This window comes from Herbaspirillum sp. UBA812, from assembly GCF_002296545.1.
Taxonomy (GTDB): Bacteria; Pseudomonadota; Gammaproteobacteria; order Burkholderiales; family Burkholderiaceae_D; genus Herbaspirillum; species Herbaspirillum huttiense.
Genome location: NZ_DBIC01000266.1, coordinates 12,475 through 23,870 on the forward strand (window position 1 = coordinate 12,475; position 11,396 = coordinate 23,870).

Consider the following 11,396-nt stretch of genomic DNA (forward strand, 5'->3'; position numbering starts at 1 on the left):
CGCAGTAGGCGCGCCAGATGCGTTCATCCTGCGCGCTCCACCAGCCGATGAGTGCAGCCAGCACCAGCACGCCGCCGGCCACCATCGGCCAGCTCAAGCGGATCGCGGCAGGCTGCTCGGCCGCCCCTGCGACTTCGGTGGAAGAGGCACAGGAGTTGGCGGTGGCAGCGGCCGGCTCCAGCGGTGCCAGATGCGTCAGTGTGGTCACGGAGGGCTCGACTTTCTTGAGCATGTTGTCCTTGCTTGTGTGCTGTGCTTGAGCCTGTCCTCCGTGCGGAATGATGACAGTCACGGAGGAGGATGAAAGTCTCCGAGTCTAGCGATGCTCCGCCTCGGCTTCCATCGGACTAACACTGAATGTCGGACCTGTGGTCGTCCGACGGCGGCTGCTGCCGCGCTAAGGATCTCCGACACGTTTCATCGTTACCGCGCACCGCAAGTTTTCCGCTCCCGCCGATGGTATGGCTGAGCACTCGCCTCCTAGCATGAAGGCTCTGTTGGACGTATCGCCTCAAGCCATGCTGCCAAGCGATCACGTCCAGCGTCTTTCCCTGTTCAATCCCTCGACCTCAACAAGGAGTCCGACATGTTCGCTCACAACAAGCGTCTGCAATACACGGTACGCGTCGCCGGCCCCAATCCCGGGCTGGCCAATCTGATGCTGGAACAATTCGGCGGCCCGCAAGGCGAACTCGCCGCCGCCTGCCGCTACTTCACCCAGGCCATTGCCGAGGACGATCCCGGCCGCAAGGACATGCTGTTCGACATCGCCACCGAAGAATTGAGCCACCTGGAAGTGATCGGCAACATCGTCGTCATGCTCAACAAGGGGGCCAAGGGCAAGCTGGCCGAAGGCGTGGAAGAAGAAGGCATCCTCTACAAGGAAATCACCGGCGCCGGCAACGACAGCCACATCACGCAAGTGCTCTACGGGGCTGGCGCACCGCTGGTCAATTCGGCCGGCGTCCCGTGGAGTGCGGCCTATATCGACACCATCGGCGAGCCGACCGCCGACCTGCGTTCCAACATCGCCGCCGAGGCACGTGCCAAAATCGTCTACGAGCGGCTCATCAACCTCACCGATGACCCGGGCGTGAAGGAAGCGCTGGGCTTCCTGATGACGCGCGAGATCGCGCACCAGAAGTCGTTTGAAAAGGCGCTCTATTCCATCCGCCCCAATTTCCCGCCGGGAAAGCTGCCTGGCGATCCTCGCTTCTCCAAGGTCTACGTCAATCTCTCGCAAGGACTGGGCGAACAGACCGGACCGTGGAATGACGGCGAACAGTGGGAACGCCTGGACGGTGCTGACGCGCTGACCCCGGTCGACGGCGGCGACGGCCAGGCCACGGTCGAGCTCAATGCAGAGGAACAGGCCATGCTGGACCAGATGGCGGCGCGTACCGCATCGGCCCAGGATGGTGAACCGCTGACCGGCGCCGAGATTGGCTCGGCCGATCCAGAGATGAACCTCAAGGCCAAGAAGCCCTGAGCACTCTGATTGCCCTGACCCCGGGCGTATCCACGGTGGTGCCTTGTCATCGGCAAGGCACCACCTCGTCACCGAACCTGACAAGGAGAATGCCATGACCACCGACGTCAACGAAAATCTGCTCGCCTGGCTCAAGGATGCCCATGCGATGGAACAGCAGGCCGAGCACATGCTCAAGGCCCAGGCCAGCCGCATCGATCACTATCCCGAACTGAAGGCACGGCTGGAATCGCACCTGCAGGAAACGCTGGGCCAGCAGGCGCTGGTGGAGGGCTGCATCAAGCGGCTCAACGGCAGTGCCTCCGTCTTCAAGGACCTGGCCGGCCGCATGACCGCCTTCGCCCAGGCAGCCGGCGGCATGACCCAGCACGACGAAGTGGTCAAAGGGGCCATTGCCGGTTATGTCTTCGAGAACCTGGAGATCGCCTGCTACACCTCGCTGATTGCCGCTGCACGCGAGGCGGGGGACAGCGAAACCGAACGCGTCTGCGAAGGCATCCTGGAACAGGAAAAAGCCATGAGCACCTGGATGCTGAACCACCTGCCCACGGTCACGCACGACTTCCTCGTGCGCTCGGCCACACCGGGCCAGAAGGCCAAGGTGTAGTGCGTCGGATGCGGTCCATCCGCATCCGGAACTGCGACACTATTGCGAGGAGATTTCGATGACGACGCAGGAACCGACCGTGGCAGCCTTTCCCTTCCCCACGCTGGACAGTGCCCAGCGCGCCTACGACGCCTTGCGCGAACGCGGGTTAACAGCGGAGCAACTGGAATTGCGCGTGATGGATGACGAGGCCGGTCCGTCCAGCGGCAACTTCATCCTGGAATACAAGGAAACCGATGTGCACTTCGACAGCAGCTGGATGGACATGCTGGGCAGCCGCGATGATCCCAACGTGGGAGCGGGCCGGCAAGATGTGTTCTGGTCCTGCGAAGCACTGCTGCTGGTGAGCACGCGCGACCCGCACGTGCTCAATGCCCTGCAGGAAGTCTATGGCGCCAGCAGCACGGCGTTCGATGCCGCGCGTCAGCCGCGCAAGGGCAGGCCGGGCTGAAGCACGGCCGTTTGCCGCGACTGCAGCCAGGGTTGGACCTGGTCCGCCGCCAGCGGCACCGCAAACAGATAGCCCTGTCCATACATCGCCCCCAGGCCGCGCAAGCTCTGCAGATGCGCCGGCGTTTCCACCCCCTCCACCACACAGGCCAGTTGCATGTCATGCGTGAGTGCGAGCAGTGACTTCACGATCTTGTGGCTGACCGCATTGTGCTCAATGTCGGCGACGAAACTCTTGTCGATCTTGATGCGCGTCAGGGGCAAGGCGTGCAGGTGGCTCAGGCTGGCATAGCCGGTGCCGAAGTCATCGAGCGTGATGCCACAGCCCAGCTGACGCAAGGTCGTGACCAGTTGGCGCGATTTTTCCAGATCCTGCAGCACCGCCGTCTCCGTGATTTCCAGATCCAGCCGCGCGGGATTGAATCCGGACGAGCGGATGACCTGCACGATCTGCGCCATGCCTTCGCTGGTGTTGATGTCGTTGGCCGAGAGATTGAACGACAGCCGGAGCGAGGGCGGCCAGCTCGCCGCAGCCTGCAGCGCCTTCTTCAGCAGGATCACGCTCAACTGGTTGATGATGCCCATGCGTTCGGCAGCGGGAATGAATTCCATCGGCGCCACGCTGCCCTTGACGGCGCTGTGCCAGCGTGCCAGGGCTTCAAAGGCGATCGGCTGGCAATCATCCAGGCGCACGATGGGCTGGAAGAACACCGACAGTTCGCGATCGAAGTCGGCCAGTCGCAGGGCCTGCTCGATGTTGGCATTGCGCTGGATCTGCGCCTTGTCCTGTTCCGAGAACAAGGTGACGGTACCGCGCCGTTCGCGCTTGCCCTGATACAAGGCATAGTCGGCATGCTCATAGAGCGAGCTGGCATCCACCGCCATGTCGGGGAAGGTGGCCACGCCTACCGAGGCAGCAATCTGCACCGTCGCCTTGTAGAGTACGAAAGGCCGCCGCAGCGCGGCGCAGATACGGTCGCCGAATTCGGTGAGAACCTCATTGCTGAGATCGGCATCGATGATGATGGAGAACTCGTCGCCGCCCAGGCGTGCCAGGTGGAAACGCTCGTCCAGGCACACGGCCGTCAGCCGCTGCCCCACTTCCACCAGCAACTGGTCGCCATGGGTGTGGCCATACAGGTCATTGACGGCCTTGAAGCCGTCGAGGTCGAGGATGGCCACGGCAAAGCGCTGTCCATTGCCGGTGGCGCGGGTACAGATTTCGTTGAGCTGGGCGAAGAACTTGCGGCGGTTGGGGATCTGCGTGAGCGAGTCGAGGTTGGCCAGGCGCAGGTTCTCGTTGCCCAGCAGCGCCGTCTTGACCTGCGCTTCGATGAGCCGCGTGAAGTCGTTGTAGTGACTGTTGACGATGGCCAACATGCCAATGGTCACCAGCACCACGTTCATCGCTGCCGCCACGAAGGTCGGGATATGCGTATTGAGGAAGAAGACCGTGAAGATGCCGTTGACGATCAGCGCCACCGACAGCGCCGCCGAGCGCAGGTACATCAGGCAGAAGATGCAGCAGATGACGGTGATGCCCATGTAGAAGGCCACGTGGGCCTGGGCATAACTGTCGCCGTAGGGAAACAGCATCACCGACCACAGCGAGAAACTCAGCGCAATCGGTGTTGCCAGGAAATTGGTGCGCTTGAGCGCCGCCGCGGCCATGCCGGGCGTCGGGTCGACATGCCGTCCGCGCCACCAGAAGATCAGGCGCGTCACGCACAACACCGTCAGCATGGCCGGGAAGTACAAGCTGAGCCAGTGCGGTGCCAGCGGGTAATAGGTTTGTGCCAGTGCCCAGCTGTTGATCAGCAGGATCAGGTACATCATCGGCATCTTGCCGGAGAACGCACGGTACTGCGCGATCAGCAGCTCGGGCTGATCGTAGCCGACGCGCCAGTAGGCGCGCACCATGCTCATCAATGAAGAAGCAGACATCCTGTGCTCTTGCCTTTTCTACTTTTACGCCGCAGCCAGGGAGCCTTGAGGGACCGGCATCAGCCATGCAAGCATTTGTCATCCGGGCTTCGATTATAGGCGGACGCGGGACACCGCAAACTCAGGAAAAGCCTGATGTAACCCCGCTTTCCGTCCGATGAGGCGACTTTGCCACGCATGCCGGAACGCTGCGTTTCGTGTGCACCCATGGGTCAGCGCCAAGGAAGAGCGTGATCGCATTTTCGGAACCAGCGGGCTGCAAGTCAGCCGCTTGTCCTACAGCATCCTCACAAAGGCTCATCTACAATCGGGCGACCACAGAAATCAAGGTCCGCCATGTCCGAGCATCTTTCTCGCGCTGATTCCTTGCCGCCTGCCGCCGGATCAGCCGTTGCCCTCCTCCCCGCCACGCCGCCGGCCCGCTACCCGGCCGCCTATCTTGCGCTCGATGCACAATGGCGCGTGGTGTATGCGGACGACGCTGCGCGGGCGCTGCTGGGCTCATCGCCCGGGTCGGGCGAAGCGACGGCGGGTGCCGTGCTGTGGCAGGTCTGGCCGGCACTGGCCGGCAGCCTGCTGGAAGAGGCCCTGCGCGCCACCCTGGCCGATGGCCAGAGCCGCCAGTGCCTTTACACCCCCGCCGGGCAGACGCAGTCGTATGAGGTGATCTGCACGCCGCAAGCGCAGGGCGTGGCGGTCAGCCTGCGGGCCGGCCGGCGCGAGTCCCTGCAGGTCCACCAGCAACGCGCCGACCGCAAGCTGCACGAGAGCGAGACGCGCTTCCGCCTCATGACCGGCGCGATCCCCCAGATCGTCTGGATCACCAATGACGCCGGCGTGCTGGAATTCATCAATGACCAGTGGCACCAGTACACCGGAGAGGCGCTGCACGAAGGGCTGGCCAGCCTCGACACCATGATCGTGCGCCACATCCATCCCGAGGACCGGGCGGACACCATGGCGGCCTGGCAACACGCACGCAGCGCCTGCATGGAAGTCTCCATCGAACACCGCATCGCCGATGCCCGCGGGCAATACCGCTGGTTCCTCACGCGCGGCAAACCGCAGCTGGAGGCCGGGAGCGGGCGGATCCTGCACTGGTACGGCACCTCCACCGACATCCATGTGCAGAAGGAAGCCATCGCCGAACTGGCCTGCCTCACGCGTGAGTCCGAACGACGACGGCGCTTCTATGAATCCTTCCTCTCCACCACGCCCGACCTGGCCTATGCGTGGGATCTCAATCACCGTTTCACCTACGCCAACCGCGTCTTGCTGCAGATGTGGGGCAAGACCTGGGATGAAGCCATCGGCAAGAACTGCCTGGAACTCGGCTACGAGCCCTGGCACGCCGAGATGCACAGCCGCGAGATCGAACAGGTGCGTGCCACCAAGCGCCCGGTGCGGGGCGACGTCCCCTTCAATGGCACCTTCGGCCGCCGCATCTATGACTACATCATCTTCCCCGTGCTGGGTCCGGACGGCGAAGTCGAGGCGGTGGCCGGCACCACCCGCGACGTGACCGAACGCAAGAACAGCGAGGCGCGCCAGCACGCCCTGTTCCGGCTGACCGAAGCGATTCGCTCGGCCGACTCCCTGGGCGACATCGCCAGCGCCGCCGCCCAGATCATCGGCGATGCGCTGACCGCACGCTGGGTCAGCTACAAATCGCTGGGGCCTGCGCAGCAGGTCGAGGAACTGGGCCAGTGGAGCTTCCACCAGGACGACAGCGCCGTCGCCGTCCTGGCCTTGCATGACGAGCGACGCGTCGCGCAGACCGTGCGCAGCGGCAGCGTGATGCTGGTCGCTGACGTCGGCACTGATGCGCGCACCGCGGCGCTGCGGCAGGAGCACCTGGCCTGCGGTGTGGCGTCGTACATGGACGTGCCGCTGCTCGACCACGAAAAACTGGTCGGCATCGTTCATGTCAGCAGCAACCTGCCGCGCACCTGGACCGACAACGAGCTGGCCATCGTGCGCGAGGTCAGCGAACAGACCCGTGCCGCCTTCGAACGCATCCGCAACCAGCAGGCGCTGGCGGCCAGCGAAGCGCGCCTGCGCGAGATCAACGAATCGCTGGAAGCGGAGGTCAGCGCCCGCACCAGGGAACTGATGGCCACCGAGGAGGCCCTGCGCCACTCGCAGAAGATCGAAGCCATCGGCCAGTTGACCGGCGGACTCGCGCATGATTTCAACAACCTGCTCGGCGGCATCACCGGCAGCCTCGACCTGATGCGCGTACGCCTGGTCCAGGGACGCGGCGATGAGCTGTTCCGCTACATCGACCTGGCCGCGCGCAGCGCGCAACGGGCCGCCTCGCTCACGCAACGGCTGCTGGCGTTTGCGCGGCGGCAGACGCTGGATCCGCGCCCCACCAACGTGAACGCCCTGATCGGCGGCATGGAAGAACTGATCCGCCGCACCATCGGCCCGGCCATCACGCTGGAGGTGGTCACGGCTGTCTCCCTGTGGCCGACCTTCGTCGATGGTCCGCAACTGGAAAGCGCGCTGCTCAACCTGTGCATCAATGCCCGTGATGCCATGCCCGACGGTGGACGCCTGACCATCGAGACCGCCAACAAGTGGCTGGATGACAAATGGGCGCAGGAGCGCGATTTGCCGACGGGCCAGTATGTCTGCGTCTCGGTGACCGATAACGGCAGCGGCATGCCGCCGGATGTGCTGGCGCGCGCCTTCGATCCTTTCTTCACCACCAAGCCGATCGGTGAAGGCACCGGCCTGGGCCTGTCGATGGTCTATGGCTTCGCGCGCCAGTCCGGTGGCCAAGTGCGCCTCTATTCGGAAGTCGGACAAGGCAGCACGGTCTCGATCTACCTGCCCCGCCACCAGCAGAATGCGGACGCCGAGGAAGCCGAACCGGCCCTGGCTCCGGCGGCCGCCGGCAGTGGCGAAGTGGTGCTGGTGGTGGACGACGAAGCCCCGATCCGCCTGCTGGTGGCCGAGGTGCTCAACGAGGCCGGCTACGTCACCCTGCAGGCGGAGGATGGCCCGTCGGCGCTGCGCATCCTGCACTCGGCGGCGCGCATCGACCTGCTCATCACCGATGTCGGCCTGCCGGGCGGGCTCAATGGCCGCCAGGTGGCCGATGCGGCGCGGGCGGCGCGGCCCGGATTGCAGGTGCTCTTCATCACCGGCTATGCGGAAAACGCCGCCGTCGGCAATGGCCACCTGCCCGCCGGCATGCAGTTGATGACCAAGCCGTTCAAGATGGACATGCTGGCACGGAGGGTGCAGGACATCCTGGAAAGCCGCACCAAGGCCGAGCAATTACCAAACGATATAAATAATTATGAATAATTAATCATTGCGATCGTTCTGGCAGTTCTGCCCGTTCTCATCGCTCTCACAGCTCTGACCGCTCGCCTGCGGCGATGCTTGTGAAAACGCACCCAGGCGCCACGATACGTTATGCGCCGCCGCCCGCAGCAGGCGTGCCACCACGCCGTCGGCTGCCGTATCGAAACTGCCGCTGCTACCCATGACGGCCATCACCAGCGCCAGTTGTCCGGCGTGATTGAAAACCGGCGCGGCCAGCGTATGGATGCCCGGCACCGGGCGGCCCAGTGCCTGGTCCAGGGACAGTGTGCGAATCTGCCGCAGGCGCTCGGCGTAGTCATGGCGCAGGCTGCCGTCTGGGTGGCTGACGCTGTCGGGCTGGGCCCCTTCCATGCGGATCGCATCCATCGCCAGCGCACCGGCCAGCATGTCCGGCGGCAGGTGCGCCGCGCACACGCGCCCGATGGCGGTGTGCACCATCGACAGCACCGTACCGATGCGCAGGCTCACGTGCTGCGGCCGTGACGATTCCTCCAGCCGCACCACCGTCGGCCCCAGCGGACCAAACACCGCCAGCGCGACCGACAGGCCGGTGGCCTGCACCAGGGTAACCACTTCGGCCTCGGCTTCGCGCAAGGGCGAGAGACGCTGCAACGCTGCCAATCCGAGGTCGAGCGCCAATGCGCCGGGAAAGAAATTGCCCTGCGCGTCGCGCGCCAGCATGCCGATCTTCTGCAGGCTCACCAGATGCGGGAAGGCCTTGGCGGCCGGCATCCCGGCCAGCCGGGCCAGATCGCCCAGCGGCAGCGGACGAGCGGCTGCCAGCAAGGCGTCTAGCAAGGCGCCGGTGCTGTCGAGCGACTGGATGCCACGCTGGCTGCGGGTGCCGTCCTGATCGTTGTGCTCCGGTTCGGCTGCGGAACGGGTGCGCTTCATGCCGCCTCCTCTGCGGCTGCCGCAGAGGAGGCCAGCGTGGCCGCGATGGCATCGATGCAGAGCCGCAACTGGCGCGCCACCGTGCCGCGCCAGCCGGCATCGATCACGCCGCTGGAACCGATCACGGTGACCAGCAGCAGCAACTGCTGCTGTCCATCCAGCAAGGGCATGCACAGACTGGTCACGCCCGGACTGGGCAGGTCGACGGCGCGCTCCATGCCCCGCTTGCGGATGCCATCGAGTTCTTCCTGAAATTGCCGGAAGCGGCTCTTCGGCTGGCCCGGATGCTGCACGTCCCACAGCGCGTGCCAGTGCGCGGGTGCAACGAAGGCGCAATAGGTGCGTCCGGTGGCGGTTTCCGACAGGGCCATGACGGTTCCCACATGCAGGTTCACATGCAGCGGTTTGCCGGCATGGGCGTAATGCACGATGGTCGGGCCGGCCGGGGTAGGCAGCGTGATGGCCACGCTCAGGCCAGTCTCCTGGCTCAGCTGCTGCACCTGCGGCAAGGCCAGCCGATAGGCCGGCTCCTGCGCCAGCCGCGCCATGCCCAGGCGCAAGGCCAGCGGGCCGGATTCGTAATGGCCGTCGCCGGGGGTGCGCTTGATCAGGCCCAGCCGCAGCAGGCTCACCAGATAGGTATGGGCTTGTGCCGAGGACAGCTCGGCGGCAGCTGCCAGCGCCACCAGCGGCAAGGGCTGGCGCGCTGCTGCCAGCGCCTGCAGCAGACGCCCGGCCACTTCCACGCTCTGGATGCCACGTTGTGTCTTGACGGGGGATGCACTCATCCGATGTTTCCAGGTTGACGATTTGCAATGCGGCCAATGTGGCACAACGGTCACGCCAGCGCGCTTCCTGCCCCATGGCACGGGAGCCTGGATTTTAATCCAACTCACGTGCAGCGCAGCACAAACCAGCCATGGTGCAGAAAACGTCAATTAATCTTCAACAAGCATCTTTGCCATTGACTAATCAAATGGCGCTGACTAAGATGCCATCACCCTGCTCACCACAGGCAACAACAACAAGATTTGACCTGCATTGATCCATGACGGGTTGGACGGAGACCTCCCTTGATGGCGCAAGCCATGTCCAGCCACGTCTCCAACCCATCGACACTGAACGAGGCAGACATGGCCAAGGCTTTTGCATCCCAGGCGGATCTCGACGCCAAGAAGATCACCTTTGAACGCATCTCGGAAAACGCCTACGCGTACACCGCCGAGGGCGATCCCAACTCCGGCGTCATCATCGGCGACGACAGCGTGATGGTCATCGACACCACCGCCACCCCCGCCATGGCGCAGGATCTGATCGCACGCATCCGCAGCATCACCGAGCTGCCCATCAAGTACGTGGTGCTGACGCACTACCACGCCGTGCGCGTGCTGGGGGCCTCGGCCTACTTCAAGGAAGGCGGCGAGCAGGTCATCGCCAGCCGCGGCACCTACGAGATGATCGTCGAGCGCGGCGAGGCCGACATGAAGTCCGAGATCGAACGCTTCCCGCGCCTGTTCGCCGGCGTGGAAACGGTGCCGGGCCTGACCTGGCCGACCATGGTGTTCGAGAAGGAAATGACGATCTTCATGGGCAACCTCGAAGTGAAGATCGCCCATCTCGGGCCGGGCCACACCAAGGGCGATACGGTGGTCTGGATCCCCGGCCAGAAGGTGCTGTTCTCAGGCGACCTGGTGGAATACGACGCCGCCTGCTACTGCGGCGACGCCCAGCTCGAACCCTGGCCGGCCACCCTCGACGCGCTGGCCGCGCTGCAGCCCGAAGCCCTGGTGCCGGGCCGCGGACCGGCGCTGCGAGGGCGTGAACAGGTGGCGCAGGGCATCGCCTACACCAAGGATTTCGTCTCCACACTGCTGCGTGCCGGGCGCGAAGCGGTGGCCGGAAAGATGGGCCTGAAGGAAGCCATGGCCCACACGCGCCAGCTGATGGATCCCAAATTCGGGCAAGTCTTCATCTATGAGCACTGCCTGCCCTTCGATGTCACGCGCGCCTATGACGAGGCATCCGGCATCAGCCATCCGCGCATCTGGACTGCCGAGCGCGACAAGGAAATGTGGGCCGCACTGCAAGCCTGACCCGATTCGCCCGCGCCAGAACAGAGAAGAGAAAGGACAGCGAGGAGACACCATGAATCCCACCCCAGCGATCGATTACCAGCAGCAACGTTTCATGTACCAGCCCTGCCTCGAACAAACCCGTCCCGCCGATGCGGCCTTGCATCCGGTGGTGGTGATCGGGGCCGGTCCGGTCGGGCTGGTGACCGCCATCGACCTGGCCCGCCAAGGTATCCGCGTAGTGCTGGTGGACGATGACGACACCCTCTCCACCGGCTCGCGTGCGATCTGCTTTGCCAAGCGTACGCTGGACATCTTCGACCGCATCGGCTGCGGCCAGCGCATGGTGGACAAGGGGGTGGGATGGAACCGGGGCAAGGTCTTCCTGCGCGAAGAGGCCATCTACGAGTTCGATCTCTTGCCCGAATGCGGCCATGCGCGCCCGGCCTTCATCAATCTGCAGCAGTACTACGTGGAAGGCTATCTGCTGGAGCAGGCGCGACAGCACAGCCTGATCGAGCTGCGCTGGAAGAGCCGGGTCAGCGCCATTGCCCATCATGCCGATCACGAGGCGCTGACGGTGGAGACTCCCGAAGGCAGT

The 11,396-nt window shown here is 64.5% G+C and carries 9 protein-coding genes and 1 pseudogene; 6 read left to right on the plus strand and 4 right to left on the minus strand.

Annotated elements, in window-relative coordinates:
• Nucleotides 1–232: pseudogene (locus B3873_RS18035) on the minus strand (hypothetical protein); the annotation flags it as partial.
• 354 nt (nt 233–586) lie between these two features.
• Here B3873_RS18035 and B3873_RS18040 point away from each other — a divergent pair.
• The 3 genes from B3873_RS18040 (at nt 587) to B3873_RS18050 (ending at nt 2,547) form a co-directional block, all read left to right on the plus strand.
• Nucleotides 587–1,489, plus strand: a complete 903-nt coding sequence (locus B3873_RS18040; protein WP_039789495.1) for a manganese catalase family protein — start codon at nt 587–589, stop codon at nt 1,487–1,489.
• A 94-nt stretch (nt 1,490–1,583) separates the two neighbouring features.
• Nucleotides 1,584–2,096: a ferritin-like domain-containing protein gene (locus tag B3873_RS18045; protein WP_039789493.1), complete on the plus strand. Its 513-nt coding sequence runs from the start codon at nt 1,584–1,586 to the stop codon at nt 2,094–2,096.
• Nucleotides 2,097–2,154: 58 nt separating this feature from the next.
• Nucleotides 2,155–2,547 (plus strand): hypothetical protein, encoded by a 393-nt coding sequence (locus B3873_RS18050; RefSeq protein WP_209533599.1) that lies wholly within the window; start codon nt 2,155–2,157, stop codon nt 2,545–2,547.
• Here B3873_RS18050 and B3873_RS18055 read toward each other — a convergent pair.
• Nucleotides 2,520–4,490 carry a putative bifunctional diguanylate cyclase/phosphodiesterase gene (locus tag B3873_RS18055; protein ID WP_276837693.1) on the minus strand — a complete coding sequence of 657 codons (1,971 nt, stop codon included), beginning with the start codon at nt 4,488–4,490 and terminating at the stop codon, nt 2,520–2,522. The genes B3873_RS18050 and B3873_RS18055 overlap by 28 nt on opposite strands.
• Before the next feature lie 336 nt (nt 4,491–4,826).
• On the opposite strand from B3873_RS18055, the gene B3873_RS18060 reads away from it, so the two are divergent.
• On the plus strand, nt 4,827–7,808 hold the full coding sequence (locus B3873_RS18060) for an ATP-binding protein (RefSeq protein WP_286867773.1): 2,982 nt from the start codon (nt 4,827–4,829) through the stop codon (nt 7,806–7,808).
• Here the strand turns inward: B3873_RS18060 and B3873_RS18065 are convergent, their stop codons facing one another.
• Entirely contained in the window at nt 7,809–8,723 is a 915-nt protein-coding gene (locus tag B3873_RS18065; protein WP_286867775.1) for an IclR family transcriptional regulator, read from the minus strand.
• The gene (locus B3873_RS18070; RefSeq protein WP_276837685.1) at nt 8,720–9,511 is read right to left on the minus strand and encodes an IclR family transcriptional regulator domain-containing protein; all 792 of its coding nucleotides are present in this window, start codon (nt 9,509–9,511) and stop codon (nt 8,720–8,722) included. Before B3873_RS18070 ends, B3873_RS18065 begins: the two co-directional genes overlap by 4 nt.
• A 345-nt stretch (nt 9,512–9,856) precedes the next feature.
• Between B3873_RS18070 and B3873_RS18075 the strand changes: the two genes are divergently transcribed.
• Nucleotides 9,857–10,816 carry an MBL fold metallo-hydrolase gene (locus tag B3873_RS18075; protein WP_286867780.1) on the plus strand — a complete coding sequence of 320 codons (960 nt, stop codon included), beginning with the start codon at nt 9,857–9,859 and terminating at the stop codon, nt 10,814–10,816.
• Nucleotides 10,817–10,868: 52 nt separating this feature from the next.
• Nucleotides 10,869–11,396, plus strand: a 528-nt coding sequence (locus B3873_RS18080; protein ID WP_286867778.1) for an FAD-dependent oxidoreductase, incomplete at its 3' end; no start/stop codon positions are given.

Bases quoted from the DNA above. Each gene is read 5' to 3' on its own strand.
- B3873_RS18050 (WP_209533599.1), top strand. From the start codon at position 2,155: ATGACGACGCAGGAACCGACCGTGGCAGCCTTTCCCTTCCCCACGCTG.
- B3873_RS18045 (WP_039789493.1), top strand. From the start codon at position 1,584: ATGACCACCGACGTCAACGAAAATCTGCTCGCCTGGCTCAAGGATGCC.
- B3873_RS18055 (WP_276837693.1), bottom strand. From the start codon at position 4,490: ATGTCTGCTTCTTCATTGATGAGCATGGTGCGCGCCTACTGGCGCGTC.
- B3873_RS18075 (WP_286867780.1), top strand. From the start codon at position 9,857: ATGGCCAAGGCTTTTGCATCCCAGGCGGATCTCGACGCCAAGAAGATC.
- B3873_RS18065 (WP_286867775.1), bottom strand. From the start codon at position 8,723: ATGAAGCGCACCCGTTCCGCAGCCGAACCGGAGCACAACGATCAGGAC.
- B3873_RS18060 (WP_286867773.1), top strand. From the start codon at position 4,827: ATGTCCGAGCATCTTTCTCGCGCTGATTCCTTGCCGCCTGCCGCCGGA.
- B3873_RS18040 (WP_039789495.1), top strand. From the start codon at position 587: ATGTTCGCTCACAACAAGCGTCTGCAATACACGGTACGCGTCGCCGGC.
- B3873_RS18070 (WP_276837685.1), bottom strand. From the start codon at position 9,511: ATGAGTGCATCCCCCGTCAAGACACAACGTGGCATCCAGAGCGTGGAA.